Source organism: Paenibacillus sp. J22P218 (assembly GCF_056269195.1).
Genome location: NZ_JBWDNL010000001.1, coordinates 447,453 through 465,039, shown reverse-complemented (window position 1 = coordinate 465,039; position 17,587 = coordinate 447,453). Strand labels below are relative to the sequence as shown.

Below are 17,587 nucleotides of genomic sequence, written 5' to 3'. Positions count from 1 at the left end.
GCTCCTCTTCCTCGTTATCGCCTTATTTCTTGCCCTCGTTCAGCTTCTCTACATTCATAGGCTGATTGCTTAGACCTACATTGGATAAGGTTACTCGTACAACAGGCTTAATCTGGATACGCGCGAATACCGCGTCCCAATCCTTCTGCCAGCTCCGCCATTCCTTGCGGTAGGTTCGATGCGCGAGGTCGGCGAAGCCTACCGCATCTGCATTCAGCTTTTGCAGAGATTGCCAGCCCGACATGATGTATCCCGTAATTTCTTTCTCGGCAGCCTTCTCCATCTGCTTGATGACATCCGGCTTATAGAGGTCCTGTGAATGACAATCGGTCTGGACCAGCTCTCCTCTTGCTTTGACATTTACCTTCACGCTCAGATTGCCTTCGATGATCGACGGCTTTTGCTCCGATGAAGAGCTTTGGATACTGATTGTCGAATGGTTTCCGCTTCCGTCGGGACAAGCAATCGTGACAATTGAGCTCTTAACGGTATCTTTCATATAAGCGACGCCTAATGCCTCTTTGCGGGAAAGCCACCCCAGCATCTTGTCCTTCTTGATGACCGCTGCCCTACCGAGTCTCAGCTTCGACGGAAGCGTCGTGTTCTCGAAATCCGAGAGCTTGGAGGTATCTTTACTTCCCGACAACGTTATTTCCGGAAGCAGGGCGCTGGCCGAATCGCTTGCAAGATCCATCGCGAGCTCGTATACCCTCACTTCTGGCAGCGCCGAAGAATACCGGGCTTCGAGGGCATTGATCTCTCGCACGCCATCGCCTGGAATTTTCTGAATCTGCATCATCTGTTCAAGGATTTTCCGAGATTTACCAGACGTAATGAGCACATCGACAGTCTCCCTGGCATCAGGGTTGCGTAAATACACTTCAAGGACCGGGTTCAACCCTCGGCGCGCCGTTTCTTCGCTAATGATAATGACTTGATTATGGGCAAAATAAAGCTTGCGCGGGCTTTCGTATACGCTATGCAGCACCGCCTCACGAATCGTTTTTCCCTTGGTCGAATAAACGATGACCGGAGAAGTATTCGCTCCGCCCATAATTCCGATACCTGTGGAGATCGAGGAAGGGATAAGCACTTGATACGTGAGCACCCAGTCTTCACCGTCGCGATCGATTGACGTTGCGGAAGTAATGGCAAGCTCGTTCAACTCTACTCGGCTCCAGCAGCTTGTCAATAACAACGCACATGGTAGAATCAGCATAGCTACTGCCGTTATCCGCCAAGATCTCATAATGCCCCCCCTCCCTCTACGGCTTCCGTCTTCCTTCGAGTCAAGCTGAGCCCTCCCCATATAAGAAGAAATAAACCGTAGTTGCTTATTAGCAGATAAGCAGACAGCGAAGTAAAGATATATTCAATGAAATTACTGTTTCGTGACCAGGAATAAATCGACGAGGCGCTAATGAACACGGATATCGCCAAGGCGTTTAACGGGCTTGAGCGACTCTGAATTCGGAAGATATAGTCCAGCACTTGGAATAAGCAGAATAAATAAATAGAAACCTTCGTGAACATTGATGCGATCCAAGCCGTCAACAGAAAAACATCGATTCGCTCCAAAAACTTGCCGACCTCCACCATGCCGAGCGCGGCGAAGCTCGGGTAGGAAAGCACATTTACGATTCTTACACCGAATACCGCAATAATCATGACGACCATCGTCAGAATCATCACGCCTGAGACAACCGTTCCCCACATCGCGGACTTCGCCGCTTGCGACGACTTCTCAAAGTATGGCAGCAAGAACAATACGATCGATATTTCAGATAGCCATCCCGCGGGCAGGAGCACAGCCGACATGTGCTTAGGTGCGGATATCTCAAAGAACGGCAAAAAGTTGGCCCAATTATAGTGACTCCATAACAAGGTGAAATTAAAGAGCATAATTATGAAACCAAGCGCAAAAACAATAAAATGAATTCTTCCAATCGCCTCTATCCCTTGCCATACGGCATAGACGGATACGAGGGCAATGACGAGGGCGATAGCAAGTATAGGCGTCGTCCTAAGCAACTGCTCTTGAACGAAATTCGTGAACTGCCTAATTACGCTTGTAGCCCCCATAAAAAAATAACCGCATAATATAACCCCGATCAACAGGGCGACTGCCTTGCCAAATCGGGATTCGAGCCATTCCAATAACGGCTTGCCATTACTGTGCAAACAGATTCTGCCGATAATCAAGGCGTATACCAAACCTAGCAGCATAGAGAGGAGAATCGTCAACCATCCGTCCTGTCTCGTAATCGAGACGACATGAGCCGGCAGCTGCAGCAATGCGCTTGGCGCAATAGCATTGATAACAATGGCAATCCCTTGGCCAGTCGATATTCGCTGCGTCGATGACGTCATTGTCACTCTTCCTCCTTCTCCGATGTTCCTGAAGTTTCTGGTGGCTCTGATTCATGCTGTTTCTGAGGTTGGCCTTGTCTTCTGCTCGGTTCTTTGCCGAACATTGCAGGCCGCGTATTCATCGCCCACCACGGCGCCCTTATGAACACATCCTTTAAGTTGCTCTTCACGAGCGGCGAGAGCGGCGTCAGATATGGAACGCCGAATGACCGTAATCCCGACAAATGCGTTAACAGGACCATCAGTCCGGCCATAATTCCAAATACGCCGAAGGAGCCCGCCAAGATCATCATTGCGAACCGTATAAGCCTGGCCGAGGTACCCATATTGACCGCGGGAATAACGAAACTGGCAATGGCTGTAAAAGATACAACGATAACCATGGCCGCTGAGATCAAGCCCGCCTGTACGGCTGCTTGTCCGATAACGAGCGCGCCGACAATCGATATCGCGGGTCCAATAATGCGCGGCATTCGAACCCCCGCTTCGCGCAATATTTCGAACGTCAGCTCCATGAGCAGCGCTTCGATGATCGCCGGGAACGGAACGCCCTCCCGCTGCGCGGCGACGCTGATCAGCAGAGGTGTCGGAAGCATTTCTTGATGAAACGTCGTAATGGCGATATACAGCGACGGCAGCAGCATGGAAACAATGAACGAGACGAACCGAATGATCCTAAGGAAGGTCGCTATATCATAGCTTTGGTAATAATCCTCGCTTGATTGAAAGAACTTAACAAACGTTACGGGAGCAAGCAAGGCGAAGGGCGTTCCGTCGACAATGATGGCTACCTGTCCTTCCAACAAACCGGCAGCGATCGCATCGGGCCGCTCGGAGTTTTGGACAATGGGAAACGGCGAATACTTTTTCTCTTGAATGAACTCTTCGATATAGCCGCTCTCCAGAATGCTGTCGGTATCGATTGCGTCCAATCGGCGATAAATCTCTTCTACCACCTTTTCCTCAGAAATTCCTTTCATATGAGCAATTGCAATCGTTGTCCGTGTCTCACGACCGATAATTTTGTACTCGATTCGCAAGTTAGTCGATTTGATTCTCGTACGCAGAAGAGAGATGTTCGTCGAGATGCTCTCGGAGAAGCCCTCCTTCGGCCCTCTGACAACGGTTTGTGTACTAGGCTCCTCTACGCCACGCCGCTCGCCGCCGCTCGTATCTACCGCAATGGCTCGATCATAACCGTCAAGCAAAACGACTGTATACCCTTCCAGCATGGCGACGTCAATATCGTCCAGGAGCTCGAGTTTGCGAATGCTTCCTACGGCCAACGTGCGGTATATGAGCGCTTGAAAGGGATCACCCTCTCTCGCCAATGCGCCTTGCTCTCTAGGCTCTGACAACATACTGTCTATTACCAGGTTGACGCTTGTCTTATCCGATATGCCTGCAATTGACATAACAGCAGCGTCGCTCGCCTCGAATAGATGAACACGTCTTATTAAAATATCCGGCCCGGTACCGAGCGTCTCTTGCGCGTAACGAATAGTAGCCTCGATATCGCTAGATAGCCGCTTCACTTGCTCTGTATCTTGAGAGCTTGTCTCGTTACTCCGTTTCTTCATGATCATGCACCTTTTCATTCCATCTTTTTTTGACGAGCACAACAATCAATAGCAACATTGGAAAAGCAATTTGGAAGATGGGAAAATGGTATTTCACGTTAAGGTTGAAGCCAAACGACACCTGTTCCATGTAGCTCTTGAATATGAAGCACGACCCCAAATAAATCGCTGCGCCTACGATCAGCACCGCATACGCCTTTGAAAGCTTAGTCATATAACGCACGGCAAGCACCGCGCCCATATAATAAGCAGTCAGCTTGAAATAAACACCCGTAAACAATAGCAACGCTACGAAAGGATCGATGCGCTCCAATATTTTGGCGATTTGTATGAACGTCGTCATTTGCATGAACGGTATCGTGATAACCGGAGCCAGCTTGCCAAGCCCAGCCCATATGAGCAGATTCGTTGTCATAATGAATAAACCTGAGAACAGATAACATTTGATCGTAATGCTTACCATGTGACGGCCTTCCTGTTCGGCATATTTCCAGAACATCAGAAACAAAACCAACTCTCCGAAGGGAAATGAAATAAGCCCAGGGAACGCAGCTTTGAGAATCGGCTTCAAACCTTTGTCCAGAACCGGAAGCAAGTTGTTGAACTGAAACAGATCGGCATAGGCGATAACGAGAAACAAGATGACGTAGATCGCAATAACGAGCGGCAATATAAATTCAGCCATGCGAAAAAAAACGCCAACCCCGCTCATGACGGTATAAGCGGCCATCGCACAAATAATAAGCATGAGGACACTTATCGGGGTGTTCGGCAAAAGCAGCATCGACGTCAAATCTCCGAACTCTCTTACGTTTCTTATGGATTTGTAGCAGAAATAGAAGACATACCCCAATGACAGCAGGAAACCGATATATTTGCCAAAATGATCGTTAATGATTTCGATAAGGTTGCTATTCGGCGCATGACGGAAAATCGTAAGGTTAACGCCCCAGAGCAGGGCAAGTCCGCCCAGCATGCCGACGAAGACGGCCAGCCATGCATCATTGCCCGCATCGCTTGCAAGCAGGAACAACGATGAGCTGCCGATTAGAAACAAAACGATCATCGATCCTAACTGATTCAGACTAATTCGCTCCAACCCGCTCCCACCTTTTGCGTTTGTCGTAGCTGCAATCCTTAATTTGCCACCGATCATGGAAATTATTCGCTTCTAAGAGCATATGTGTGCTTACAGTGTGCAATCGAAGTAGGCGCCAAATAAAAAGAGGCCAACCAGAGCATTCCGGCTGACCTCATAAATAAAGGGCCTACCCGACGAATAGAGTCGGCATAGGCCCAATAACATTTAAGCGTGCGTATGATGTTTGCGTCCCGGAATCTCGCCGGTCGCTTCGAATACACGTACGATTTCGTCGATTTCCTTCTTGAGCTCGTTCAGCAGTTCTGCCTCCGGTACTTTACGAATCATTTCCCCGTAACGGAACAGCATCCCTTCGCCGCGAGCGCCGGCAATGCCTATGTCCGCTTCGCGAGCTTCGCCCGGGCCGTTAACTGCGCAGCCGAGCACCGAAACTTTGATCGGCACCTTGATCTTCGAGATATAGTCCTCGACCTCATTCGCGATCGAGAATAAGTCGATATCAAGACGGCCGCAGGTTGGACAAGAGACCAGCGTCGCTGCGTTCGTAATCAAGCCGAAAGTCTTGAGCAGCTCGCGAGCGACCTTAACCTCTTCAACCGGATCCGCGCTAAGGCTGATCCGCACTGTATTGCCGATGCCAAGCGCCAGCAATGCGCCGATGCCTGCCGAGCTCTTGATCGTGCCCGTGTGCAAGGTGCCCGCCTCGGTAATGCCGAGGTGCAGCGGATATTTGATCTTCTCTGCTGCCATCGAGTAAGCCGCTATCGCCATCGGTACGTCGGACGCCTTAAGCGACACGATAATATCATGGAAATCGAGCTCTTCGAGAATGCCGATATGGAACAAAGCGCTCTCGACCATCGCTTCCGGCGTTGGATAACCATACTTCTCTAGCAGATGGTTCTCCAGCGAGCCTGCGTTGACGCCGATTCGGATCGGAATGCCTTTCTCCTTGCACGCTTTAACAACCGCCTCAACCTTCTCGCGGCGGCCGATATTGCCTGGGTTAATACGCACCTTGTCGACGCCGTTCTCGATCGCCGCAAGCGCCAAGCGGTAATCGAAGTGAATGTCGGCAACTAGCGGAATGTGGATGCGTTTCTTAATTTCCTTAATCGCATCCGCCGCTTCCTTGTTATTGACGGTTACCCGGACAACCTGGCAGCCAGCCTCCTCGAGACGCAGTATTTCAGCTACAGTCGCTTCCACATCGGCGGTCTTCGTCGTACACATGCTTTGAATGATGACTTCATTGCTGCCGCCGATCGTCAGATCGCCGACCTTCACCGCTACCGTATCTTGACGTTTGTACATATTACCAATCTCTCCCATGAACGTCAAAGTCCACCCCGCAAGCTTATGGCGAAAAAAGCCGCAGCTAGCAAGGTGGAAACAATGACGGTAATCTCGCTCTATATCATACGTTTGTTATTTGAAAAGGTAGCTTACGCACTCTCTTCCTTTTTCTTGCCCTTCTTCGCCGTCAACTCAGGCATCATCTTTTCCTGCACGGATTGCTCCGTAATCAGGCAGTTCTGCACATCGTCACGGGAAGGAACCTCATACATCACTTCCAGCATGATGCCTTCGATGATCGCACGCAAGCCGCGCGCGCCGGTATTACGCTTAATCGCTTCCTTCGCGATCGCATCAAGCGCAGCCGGTTCGAAGTCGAGCTTCACATTGTCCATCTCAAGCAGCTTCTGGTACTGCTTCACGAGCGCGTTCTTCGGTTCGGACAAAATCCGAACGAGTGCCGGCTCATCAAGCGGCTCCAAAGTAGAGATAACCGGCAGACGTCCTACAAACTCAGGGATGAGCCCGAATTTGAGCAAGTCTTCAGGCAATACCATCGATAGGTATTCGCCCGGTTTCAAGTCCTTTGTCAATTCGCCAGTGGAGTTGAAGCCGATAACCTTCTTGCCGATACGGCGTTTGATCAATTGCTCCAGGCCGTCGAACGCGCCGCCGCAAATGAACAAAATGTTCGTCGTATCGATTTGAATGAACTCTTGATGCGGATGCTTGCGTCCGCCTTGCGGCGGAACGGATGCAACCGTACCTTCTAGAATCTTCAGCAATGCTTGCTGTACGCCTTCACCGGATACGTCGCGCGTAATGGACGGATTCTCCGATTTGCGGGCTACTTTATCAATTTCGTCGATATAAATAATACCGCGTTCCGCTTTCTCAACATCGTAGTCGGCGGCTTGAATAAGCTTGAGCAAAATGTTCTCTACGTCCTCGCCTACATAACCAGCTTCCGTAAGCGAAGTCGCGTCCGCAATCGCGAACGGAACATTCAGAATTTTCGCCATTGTTTGAGCCAATAGCGTCTTACCCGAGCCTGTAGGGCCTAGAAGCAAAATATTACTCTTCTGAAGCTCGACATCCTCGATCTTGCTGCCGGAGTTGATCCGTTTGTAGTGGTTGTAAACCGCAACGGACAACGATTTCTTAGCGAACTCTTGACCGATAACATACGAATCAAGAATAGCGCGAATGTCCTTCGGCTTCGGAATATCCTTCAGATCAAGCTCTTCTTCGTTACCGAGCTCTTCTTCTACGATTTCCGTGCATAGCTCGATGCACTCATCACATATATATACGCCGGGACCGGCTACCAGCTTGCGCACTTGATCCTGCGACTTGCCGCAGAAAGAACATTTCAACTGGCCTTTTTCGTCGTTGAATTTGAACATGGAATCACCCCTTCAATTAAATCGTTACACTACAGGCGAAGTAATGACTTTGTCGATCAGACCGTAAGCGAGTGCGTCTTCCGCGCTCATAAAGTTGTCGCGGTCGGTATCGCGGTCGATCTTGTCATAAGGTTGACCCGTACGTTCAACGTAAATATTGTTAAGCTTCTGCTTTGTCTTCAAGATCCAGTCCGCGTGAATCTTAATATCGGACGCTTGACCACGAACGCCGCCAAGCGGCTGGTGAATCATGACTTCCGCATTGGGAAGCGCGAAGCGCTTGCCCTTCGCTCCCGCAGTCAGGAGCAGCGAGCCCATACTTGCTGCCATGCCCATGCAGATCGTAGACACTTCAGGCTTAATATATTGCATCGTATCGAAAATACCCATACCGGCGGTTACAGATCCGCCAGGAGAGTTAATGTACAGATGGATGTCTTTCTCCGGATCGTCGGCCGCCAGGAACAGCAGTTGTGCAATAACGGAGTTTGCAACGTCATCATCAATTGCGCTCCCAAGGAAAATGATGCGGTCCTTCAGCAAGCGGGAGTAAATATCGTAAGAACGCTCCCCGCGGTTTGTTTGTTCGACTACGACAGGTACCAGATTCATGCGACCAACCTCTTTTCGTTTATGGCTTTAAGTACTTCCTTATTGTAACACGTCATCGTAGTGATGTCATTTTCCAATAATACAGTATACGATGGCGGCCGTTCGATATGTACGGAGATTAGCCTCCGGGTCAAGCACATTTTCATATGTAGGGTCAAAATAAGGCACGTATATTACGCGCCTTATTCTGAGGTGTTGCTTATGTTGTTGTAGATTGATTATGCGTATTAAACCGTTTTGCTGTTATCAAGCAAGAATTTGATCGTTTTGCGAAGCAATACGTCCTCTTGCAGGTTCGCAATGTTGCCGTTGCGAGTGAAGATGTCGCGCAGCTCTTCTGCAGGGCGGTTGTACGATTTGGACAACGTCTCAAGCTCAGCTGTCAGATCTTCTTCGCTTACGGAGAAGCCTTCAGCTTTCGCGATTGCGTCAAGCACCAGGTTGTTGCGAACGCGTTTCTCAGCGTCGGAACGCATTTGCTCGCGAAGCACGGATTCGTTCTGGCCAGAGAACTGGAAGTACAGCTCCATGTTCATGCCTTGCATTTGAAGACGGTTCTCGAAGTCTTTGATCATGTAGTCCGTCTCGGTTACGATCATCGCTTCAGGGATTTCCACTTCGGCAGCCGCAGTAGCTTTGTCTACGACAGCAACTTCGCGGGCTTGCTCAGCTTCTTTCTCTTTGCGCTCTTTCAGCTTGCTGGACAAGTCTGCTTTGTACTCGTCAAGCGTGTCGAACTCGCTAACGTCCTTCGCAAACTCATCATCCAAAGCCGGAAGCGACTTGCGTTTGATTTCGTGCAGTTTAACAGCGAATACCGCTGCTTTGCCTGCAAGGTTCTCAGCATGGTAGTCTTCAGGGAACGTTACGGTAACGTCCTTGAAATCGCCAAGCTGCATGCCGACTACTTGATCCTCGAAGCCTGGGATGAACGAATTCGATCCAAGCTCAAGGGAATAGCGCTCTGCTTTGCCGCCTTCGAATGGAACGCCGTCAACGGAACCGTCAAAGTCGATAACCGTGATGTCGCCGTTCTGAGTAGCGCCTTCTTCTACAACCGACAATTCAGCGTGACGTTGTTGCAGACGCTCAAGCTCAGCCGCAACCTCTTCTTCTGTTACTTCAGCCGCTGCCGCTTCAACTTCAAGGCCTTTGTATTCGCCAAGCGTTACTTCTGGCTTAACGATTACTTTCGCTTTGAATTTGAACGATTGGCCTTTGGCGAATTGCTCAACATCGATCTCCGGACGGTCAACCGGCTGAAGATTGTTCTCGTTCACTGCAGCTGTGTAAGCGTCAGGAAGAAGGATGTCGATTGCATCCTGGTACAGGCTCTCCACGCCAAAGCGGGATTCGAAGATACCGCGAGGTACTTTGCCTTTACGGAATCCAGGTACATTCACTTTACTTACGACTTTCTTAAACGCTTGATCCAGCGCTGTTGCGACTTGCTCCGCTTCAACCTCAACATCGATAGACACGATGTTCTTGTCTATTTTTTCCCAAGTTGCTTTCATTTTATGCCTTCCCCTCCAAAATTGCACGTACTTCGCTTATTTTCACGTTCCATAAACCATTCCATTATAAACAAGATGGACGAGCTTTTCAAGGCTGAGGTTCATCTGGCTCTGACGGCTGCAATACCGCAACCTGCCTAAGCGCTCTGCAAGCTTGCTCATATTGAAATCTTAACGATTCGGTAATGCCGTATGTATCGCGTATATCATCGTCGTTCGCCGATCCGTATACGGTCAGCAATAGCGTAAGATGAAGCGCAGCAGCAAAGCAATCGACGGTTCCTTCATCTTCTCTAAGCATCCATTTGTAAGCCGCCGTCCCATACAAGAACTGCAGACTTTCCTTCCAAAGCTCTTTGGCAAAATGAGGCAGCGTCGGATCATCGACTTCGGCCACCTGTTCAGCCCGCTCCAAAATTTGGTTGATTTGACTCGGAAAGTCGTCCAAAGAGAGCGGCGTTTCGTCGAGCTCCAGCTGAACTTGCTCATCGAGCCTTTCAATTGTTAAAGAGCCTTGAGCACCGCGCTTTCGCAAGCATTGCAGCGCTTTGAATTGCACGACTGGATGAACCGGCTTCGTTACGAGCCAATTCACAATCGTCGCGTCCACCTGTTCGCTTTGTATGTATGCCGCTCTTTCAAGCGCAAGCATCTGCTGATCAATCATAGGATGATTCTGCATAATGTACATCACTTGATTAATGTATGTCTCATCCTGCTCAGGCGGGTTCAGCAGCTCCGCGCGAATCGTATCCTCGCTCGGCTCCTTCTCGGGCATCGCGAGCACATAGCCTGTACCGTCGTCTCCGCCTCCTCCTTCAGGAAAAGCCATATCGAGCCATGTGAGAAGACTGTTCCACTCCTCATAGTGGCGTTCGTCCTCCCCTTGGCATTGCAGCAGGAAACGCAATAGCTCCTTAGCCTCCCCGTACTGCTCCGATTCCAGCATTCGGGTAAGATGAATTTGATAATGATCCAGCATGCTAGGGAACAAATATACGTTATCCTTGTTGTCGCCTTGTGGGTCAATGGGAGTTGTAATGCTAACACCGCCTTCGTATACGCCATCTCATGCTTCTCGCAAGCTTGCGTAAGATTATACCACGGTCTGAGGAAAGAAAAAAACAAAAGCTGCTAGAAGACCGCTCGGCAGGTGCAACCAACTATTTTTTTGACAAAATCCAAAAAATGACTTGCAATACTAAAAACGTTCATGTTATATTATTACTCGTGTCCCAGTAGCTCAGCTGGATAGAGCAACGCCCTTCTAAGGCGTCGGTCGGGAGTTCGAATCTCTTCTGGGACGCCATTATATGCACGCATTCGAAGCCTGACCGCTGTAAGCGGTGGGGCTTTTTTTATATGCTGCTAAATCTGCCATGTCCCTGCGCTGTTGCTGTAGTAGTTAAGCGCCTCATCCAGCTCTTGGCTTGCCTTAACCACTTGCGACGATGTCAACGATCCTGACTGCATATAGAGTTCGACCATCCGTTTGCGAAGGCTTTCGATTCGGGCTTTGGCATCCGTTCTTTGCATGTACATATGAACACTACCTCCTACCTCATTATGAATTGGTTATGAATAGGTTATACGTTTGCCGTCTCAAGCTTCGATACCAATTGCTGCATGCGAAGACTTATTGGGCACTCTCTGCACGGCGCCGGCACCTGGTCTCCCTTTAAAGAATTGAATCGATGCTCGCATCGGTCACAGGATTCAAGCTCTTTGCCGATTAGTATTCGAATATGTCGTTTCTCTTGTCGGTCCGCAGCTGTCGTTTGCCTGGATGTGATTACCTCTACAATCATCGATCTTTTCTTAGGAATGACCCTGACCTCCCTTATCGGCTAAGCCGACTGAAATGGCGAACTTCTATATTCACCATACTAAATGAGAGTTGTTAGAAAAATTCCATGGAAGTTATTTGAAAAGTGATAATTTAGACGGCATATCGGATAAAGTTTTTGAAAAGTGTTAGATCGGGACATTTGCATCATATTCTTAGTCACAAAGAAAGACCATTATCCTAGTTAAGGATATGGTCTCTCTGAATTTGCTGCTATGCTATACCGAAAGCGAAGCCTGACTTTCTGTCACGAACTGGAAGAGCAGCTCCGACTTCTCCTCGGTCAGCTCGCCGCTATTGTCGAAGACGAGGATGGATGAGGCCGGAATATTCCAATTAATCTGCGGCACGAAGTCGACCCTTTTCTCGAAGTCGCCCCAATTGTCGAGCTTCCACTGGTCGCGTACGGTCTGTCTGCCGATAATCCGATTTTTTTGCATCGCGATGTCGGACAAAGTAACGACAACGACTTTCACGTCAACGGATAGTTTGGTGCGGCCGGCCGCTTGAAGGACTTCCTCGATCCATTGTTCATTTCTGAGCTCAGCCGTAAAAGGTGAAATCATGAACACATTTTGGCCTGCGGCAAGGTTCTCGATGCATACATCCTTAGCCGTGTCGTACTCAAGGTCACGCAAATTGCGTTTATAGTAATCGGAATCACGATCATTCTTATCCAAACCGTTCATTTCGAGGATTGCCTCCACGAATCTTCCGCCAATCGTGTCGCGATCCAGGAATGCTGCCGGAATTCGAGATGATAGCTTCCTTGCTACCGTTGTTTTGCCTGTGCCTGCTACGCCTACAAAGAAGATTAATTTTTGCAAAAAAATGTGCCTCCACTACTTTTTTGATGCATTATATCATCTTTTCATAGGTTTTCATAGAATAGTCCTTGCCTGTTGCGTGCATGAGGATGGTATGATTAACCTATTACTAACAACCGAGGTGATTCAACACCATGAACCAAAAAAATAAACTGATATTGCAAATGAGCCTTACCGCCGCCTCTCTCGCCGCTTTCATCCATCTGCTTACTCGCTCCTTCCAAGTCGCGATTGCCGGTCACCATATGAACGGCCATGAACCTTCTCTGCCGGAAACGAACGATTGGGTTATGAATCTTCTAGCGTTTCTCCCCTTTGCGGCGTGGATCATCGCTATCACGCTTTACCGCCGCGATCGGAATCACGTTCATATCCCGCTCCTTAACGCATTATCGTTAACGTTGTCCAGCTTCTCCGTCATTGCAGGGGCAGGCGGAGCGGTAGAGTTCCATTTTTCTATATTCATGGTCATTGCCATAGTCGCTTATTATGAGCGAATAAGCCTTATTGTTGTGATGACTGTATTATTCGCCGTACAGCACGTCGCCGGGCTTTATTTATTTCCAACCTACGTATTCGGAACGAATGATTATTCAATCGGCATGGTTGCGATTCACGCTGTTTTCCTGTTGCTTACCTCCTTGGCCACGATTCTTCAAATTGCGAATAAGTTGATGGTTATGAAGGGCGTTGACGAACAGAACCAAGAAAGCAAGCAGCTCTTCGAGACGATTGTCGGGCAGTTGACGGAGACCTCCGAACAGCTGAGGGAAGTGACAGCAGGACTTGTCGACAAAAGCGGCCATACGGCGGAATCGATCAGCGGCATCGCCGCGGCTGTCAATCAGTTGACAAGCGGGCTGGCCTCACAGACAGCAGACTCCCGTCGCAGCATGAACGATATGAATCAAATGTCAGACGAGATGAACGGCATGAACGGCGCGTTCCAAAGCGTTGCGAATAACGCTAAGCTGTCCCGCCATACCGCGGATGAGGGCAGCCGGCATATCGAGCATACGATTGAGCAAATGGACGATGTAACCCGCGCTCTTGATTCCATGAACAGCAGCGTGATTGCGCTTAGCGGGAAATCGGATCAAATTGGAGCGTTCGTCGACATCATATCCGCGATGGCCGAGCAGACGAAGCTGCTCGCGCTGAACGCTTCTATTGAAGCAGCAAGAGCGGGGGAGCAAGGTAAAGGATTCGCCGTCGTTGCAGGGGAAATTCGAAAACTGTCTAATTTGTCTGGGGAGTCTGCTTATGCGATCAAAGAAGTTCTTGAGGGCGTTCAGCATTCCGTTCGTGAATGTGCAGAATGGACAGAAGCCTGCGTCGCACGAACGCGGACTATGATAGACAGCATCGGTCAGACCAACTCCTCATTCAAGCATATTGTGAATCAGATACATATCGTCGAAGAGCAAGTCCTTCAAGCCGCAGCTTCCTCGGCTCAAGTTGCCGCCGGCACGCGTCTTGTCTCCCTTACGATGGACGAGATGGCGCAATTCTCCGTCGACTCCCTGGAGGAGACCAAGGTCATCGGCCGCTTGACGGAGAAGCAGGTCGAGTTGACGGATCATCTTGCGGACACTTGCGCTAGATTGCTGCTCTTATCCGAACGAATTGATCAGCTTATAAACAAGATTGGGCAATAGCATCAGACTTCATTAGGCGAAACAAAGGGCCTACCTCATCCTTTCTGTCACTGACCGTGACAGAAAGCGAGGTAAGCCCTTCTTCTCATTACCATAAATGCATCGATTCAATATGATTCTTCGTTGTATCCGTTCCGCAATCATACAATTGCTTATAAACCTGTTTCAGCCAATAATCATAATCCGAATTGCGCTGCTCGTCGCTTGCCGCTTGATAAGGATTGGCAGCCATAGTCCTTACTCCTCCGTTGTCCGCTGCGGCGAGCTCCTTGAACAGCTCATGCAGCTTTCCAATCTCCTCATCGTTCGCTTGTATGACAAGCTCGTAGGCCGCCGCTTCCGGATCGGCTAATATTTGGCCCGCTTGAACGGACACATAATACGTCGTTCGCTCTTCTTCATTGCTTTCCTCATTCCACATCCTACCCAGCCTCGCTTCCTTCATACTTACTTTGCACAAGCTGTTACAGCCTCCTCTAGCTTCCCCCTATGGACAGACATTTTATGCCTATTTTCAGCATATAACTGTTATTATCGCTACTGGAGTCCAGCAATAGAGAGGAATGAGACGGATGTGTGGAATTACCGGCTGGATCGATTGGACCCGTGACCTGACCAAGGAAAGCATTAGCCTGGAGAAGATGACCGACACGCTAGCGCCCCGCGGACCTGACGCATCGGGCACATGGATCTCGGCGCATTGCGCTTTGGGACATCGGCGTCTGTCCGTCATCGATCCCGAGAACGGCGCTCAGCCCATGATTCGCCATACCGGCGATGACAAATACGTCGTCGTCTATAACGGCGAGTTATATAACGCGCTGGAGCTGCGCAAGGAATTGGAGAGCAGAGGCCGGACATTTACGACGAATTGCGATACTGAGGTGCTGCTCGTCGCTTATATGGAATGGGGCAAGGCATGCTTGGAAAGGTTTAACGGCATTTTCGCTTTTGCCATTTGGGATACAGCCGAGCAAGAACTGTTTCTGGCAAGAGATAGACTTGGCGTAAAGCCGCTGTTTTATAGTACGCAGGACGGCTTGTTTATTTTCGGATCGGAGCAGAAGGCTATCCTAGCCCATCCGGCAGTGAAGCCGGAGGTCGGCGCGGAGGGATTGGCCGAAATCTTCATTTTAGGCCCGGCGCGGACACCAGGTCATGGCGTATATAAACAAATTAGCGAGCTGAAGCCAGGACATTGTATGTCTGTTACCCACGCCGGCGTTAAGACCATTACGTACTGGAAGCTGGAAAGCAGCCCTCATTTGCAAAATATCGCCGAAACAGCAGAGCATGTAAGCGAGCTGCTGAAGGATACAGTTGAACGACAGCTCGTTTCGGACGTGCCCGTCTGTACGTTATTGTCGGGCGGACTCGATTCCAGCGCCTTGACAACACTCGCTGTCCGCTATTACGATGCGAACGGGCAAGGGAATGTGCATACGTATTCGGTCGACTATACCGATAACGACAAGCACTTCCAGGCGCATGCGTTCCAGCCGAATAGCGATGCGCCGTGGATTGAACGGATGACATCCCATCTCGGCACCATTCACCACCCGATTCAATTCGATACGCCGGAGCTTGTAGACGCGCTGCAAGCCGCCACCTTCGCTCGCGACCTACCCGGTATGGCCGACGTTGACGCTTCGTTGCTCCTCTTCTGCCATGAGATCAAGAAAGGCGCTACCGTCGCGATCTCAGGCGAAGCCGCAGACGAAATATTCGGCGGCTATCCGTGGTTCCACCGCGAGGATGCGCTTAGCGCGAACACGTTCCCTTGGTCGCTCGCTTCGAATATGCGAGCGGATCTGCTCGCGCCCGATGTAGCGGCGTGGATTAAGCCGCTGGATTACATCGGCGATCGTTATGCGCAAGCCATTGCGGAGGTTCCGCATTTGGACGGCGAAGATGAGCAGAAGCAGAAGATGCGGAGAATGTCCTACTTGAACATTACCCGCTTCATGCCGACGCTGCTCGACCGCAAGGACCGGATGAGCATGGCGGCAGGACTCGAAGTTCGCGTGCCTTTCTGCGATCACCGGCTTGTTGAATATGTGTGGAACATTCCGTGGGAAATCAAGACTTCGGGCGACCGGGAGAAAGGAATTCTGCGCAAAGCGCTGAAGGGCGTACTGCCGGATGACGTCATTACGCGCAAGAAGAGCCCATATCCAAAGACGCATAACCCGAACTATCTGGCCGCGGTCAAAGGCCTCCTGCTTGATGTGTTGAATGATCCTTCCTCTCCGTTGCTCCCGCTTATCAACGTGAAGAAGGTAAGAGAACTAGCGGAATCCGATGCTGCGAAATCCAATATCCCTTGGTTCGGCCAGCTCATGTCCGGCCCTCAATTGTTCGCCTATCTGTATCAAGTTAATCTGTGGCTGAAGCATTATAAAGTCGTTATCGGCTAAGCCACGCCCTCTAGGTTCCTCTCGAATATGGACACAAGCGACGCTAAAAGGCTGTATTACAATCATTACGCGCGGTTGCGGACCGAGGTGACTCTATTGGATCCTTCCCCATACTTATTAGCGCTGTTTGACATAGCTAGCGTCCGCTGAGTCCGTATTGGTGAGAGGAAAGAGAATAAACCAGCATTAAAGGTCAGTACAGTCCGCACTACAATTTAAAAACCCCGCTCGCGCGACACTTCATTTACGAAGCATTGCGCAAGCGGGGTTTTGTTCATTCATATGTTGCGTTCGCTATTGTTCTAGCAAGGTAATGAGCTTCCTCAGTGCATCGCCGCGATGGCTGATTTGCTGCTTCTCCTCCGTCGACAGCTCGGCTATTCCGCGGCCAAGGCTTGTCAGCCAGAACAGCGGATCGTAGCCGAAGCCGCCGTTGCCATGCGCCTTGTCCGTAATCCAGCCGTCAACCGTCCCTTCCGTCTCCAGAAACTGCCCCGTTGCCGGATCATACAGCGCGAGGGCGCAGACGAACTGAGCACCGCTCAGCAGCTTGGAGCCATCGGCAAGCGTTTCGTTGACCTGGATGACGCCTTCGTTCTCGAGCCGTGACAGCTCGCGAAGCAGCTTCGCATTATTGTCCGCATCCTTGGCTCCTTCGCCGGCATATCGCGCCGAATAAACACCCGGTTCGCCGCCAAGCGCATGGACGCGCAGCCCCGAATCGTCGGCTAGCACTGGCACGCCGAGCGCATCTCCTGCCGTCTTCGCCTTAATTCGCGCATTGGCCGCGAACGTGTCGCCGTCCTCGACGATATCAGGAAAATCCGCATAATCGAGCAAGCTTATCGTTTCCTTATCCAGCTTGCTCAGCGCGTGAGCAAATTCCTTCACTTTGCCCGCGTTCTTCGTTGCAACCACGACAATGTTGCTTGCCGCCAAAAAAGAATTAGCCATAT

The 17,587-nt window shown here is 50.2% G+C and carries 15 protein-coding genes and 1 tRNA gene; 3 read left to right on the top strand and 13 right to left on the bottom strand.

The window, feature by feature from the left end:
* Positions 1-22 precede the first annotated feature (22 nt).
* The 9 genes from AC0YN0_RS02075 to AC0YN0_RS02035 all read right to left on the bottom strand — a co-directional run bounded on the left by AC0YN0_RS02075 (position 23) and on the right by AC0YN0_RS02035 (position 10,877).
* Positions 23-1,249, bottom strand: a complete 1,227-nt coding sequence (locus AC0YN0_RS02075; RefSeq protein WP_475819786.1) for a Ger(x)C family spore germination protein — start codon at positions 1,247-1,249, stop codon at positions 23-25.
* Entirely contained in the window at positions 1,246-2,370 is a 1,125-nt protein-coding gene (locus AC0YN0_RS02070) for a GerAB/ArcD/ProY family transporter (protein ID WP_475819785.1), read from the bottom strand. The genes AC0YN0_RS02075 and AC0YN0_RS02070 overlap by 4 nt, the downstream gene beginning before the upstream one ends.
* A gap of 2 nt (positions 2,371-2,372) precedes the next feature.
* Positions 2,373-3,950: a spore germination protein gene (locus AC0YN0_RS02065; protein ID WP_475819784.1), complete on the bottom strand. Its 1,578-nt coding sequence runs from the start codon at positions 3,948-3,950 to the stop codon at positions 2,373-2,375.
* The gene (locus AC0YN0_RS02060; RefSeq protein WP_475819783.1) at positions 3,934-5,049 is read right to left on the bottom strand and encodes a GerAB/ArcD/ProY family transporter; all 1,116 of its coding nucleotides are present in this window, start codon (positions 5,047-5,049) and stop codon (positions 3,934-3,936) included. The genes AC0YN0_RS02065 and AC0YN0_RS02060 overlap by 17 nt, the downstream gene beginning before the upstream one ends.
* Positions 5,050-5,256: 207 nt before the next feature.
* Positions 5,257-6,366, bottom strand: a complete 1,110-nt coding sequence (gene ispG, locus AC0YN0_RS02055; protein WP_442051015.1) for a flavodoxin-dependent (E)-4-hydroxy-3-methylbut-2-enyl-diphosphate synthase — start codon at positions 6,364-6,366, stop codon at positions 5,257-5,259.
* A 131-nt stretch (positions 6,367-6,497) separates the two neighbouring features.
* The gene (gene clpX / locus AC0YN0_RS02050; RefSeq protein WP_337099564.1) at positions 6,498-7,754 is read right to left on the bottom strand and encodes an ATP-dependent protease ATP-binding subunit ClpX; all 1,257 of its coding nucleotides are present in this window, start codon (positions 7,752-7,754) and stop codon (positions 6,498-6,500) included.
* Between the two features lie 24 nt (positions 7,755-7,778).
* Entirely contained in the window at positions 7,779-8,366 is a 588-nt protein-coding gene (gene clpP / locus AC0YN0_RS02045; RefSeq protein WP_337099565.1) for an ATP-dependent Clp endopeptidase proteolytic subunit ClpP, read from the bottom strand.
* A 227-nt stretch (positions 8,367-8,593) separates the two neighbouring features.
* A complete protein-coding gene (tig, locus tag AC0YN0_RS02040; protein WP_475819782.1) occupies positions 8,594-9,883 on the bottom strand; it encodes a trigger factor in 1,290 nt (429 codons plus the stop codon).
* Between the two features lie 88 nt (positions 9,884-9,971).
* Positions 9,972-10,877: a hypothetical protein gene (locus AC0YN0_RS02035; RefSeq protein WP_475819781.1), complete on the bottom strand. Its 906-nt coding sequence runs from the start codon at positions 10,875-10,877 to the stop codon at positions 9,972-9,974.
* Positions 10,878-11,115: 238 nt separating this feature from the next.
* On the opposite strand from AC0YN0_RS02035, the gene AC0YN0_RS02030 reads away from it, so the two are divergent.
* Positions 11,116-11,192, top strand: a tRNA-Arg gene (locus AC0YN0_RS02030).
* Positions 11,193-11,251: 59 nt separating this feature from the next.
* Here AC0YN0_RS02030 and AC0YN0_RS02025 read toward each other — a convergent pair.
* A complete protein-coding gene (locus tag AC0YN0_RS02025; protein ID WP_337099568.1) occupies positions 11,252-11,425 on the bottom strand; it encodes an aspartyl-phosphate phosphatase Spo0E family protein in 174 nt (57 codons plus the stop codon).
* A 522-nt stretch (positions 11,426-11,947) separates the two neighbouring features.
* Positions 11,948-12,556, bottom strand: coding sequence for a P-loop nucleotide/nucleoside kinase family protein (locus AC0YN0_RS02020; protein WP_475819780.1), 609 nt, complete (start codon positions 12,554-12,556; stop codon positions 11,948-11,950).
* Positions 12,557-12,690: 134 nt separating this feature from the next.
* Between AC0YN0_RS02020 and AC0YN0_RS02015 the strand changes: the two genes are divergently transcribed.
* Complete coding sequence (locus AC0YN0_RS02015; RefSeq protein ID WP_475819779.1) at positions 12,691-14,214, top strand: methyl-accepting chemotaxis protein; 1,524 nt, start codon at positions 12,691-12,693, stop codon at positions 14,212-14,214.
* An 88-nt stretch (positions 14,215-14,302) separates the two neighbouring features.
* On the opposite strand, the gene AC0YN0_RS02010 is transcribed toward AC0YN0_RS02015, so the two are convergent.
* Positions 14,303-14,674, bottom strand: a complete 372-nt coding sequence (locus AC0YN0_RS02010) for a hypothetical protein (RefSeq protein ID WP_475819778.1) — start codon at positions 14,672-14,674, stop codon at positions 14,303-14,305.
* 112 nt (positions 14,675-14,786) lie between these two features.
* Here AC0YN0_RS02010 and asnB point away from each other — a divergent pair, with 112 nt between their 5' ends.
* The gene (gene asnB / locus AC0YN0_RS02005; RefSeq protein WP_475819777.1) at positions 14,787-16,631 is read left to right on the top strand and encodes an asparagine synthase (glutamine-hydrolyzing); all 1,845 of its coding nucleotides are present in this window, start codon (positions 14,787-14,789) and stop codon (positions 16,629-16,631) included.
* Between the two features lie 294 nt (positions 16,632-16,925).
* On the opposite strand, the gene rdgB is transcribed toward asnB, so the two are convergent.
* The gene (gene rdgB / locus AC0YN0_RS02000) at positions 16,926-17,585 is read right to left on the bottom strand and encodes an RdgB/HAM1 family non-canonical purine NTP pyrophosphatase (protein ID WP_475819776.1); all 660 of its coding nucleotides are present in this window, start codon (positions 17,583-17,585) and stop codon (positions 16,926-16,928) included.
* Positions 17,586-17,587: the final 2 nt, after the last annotated feature.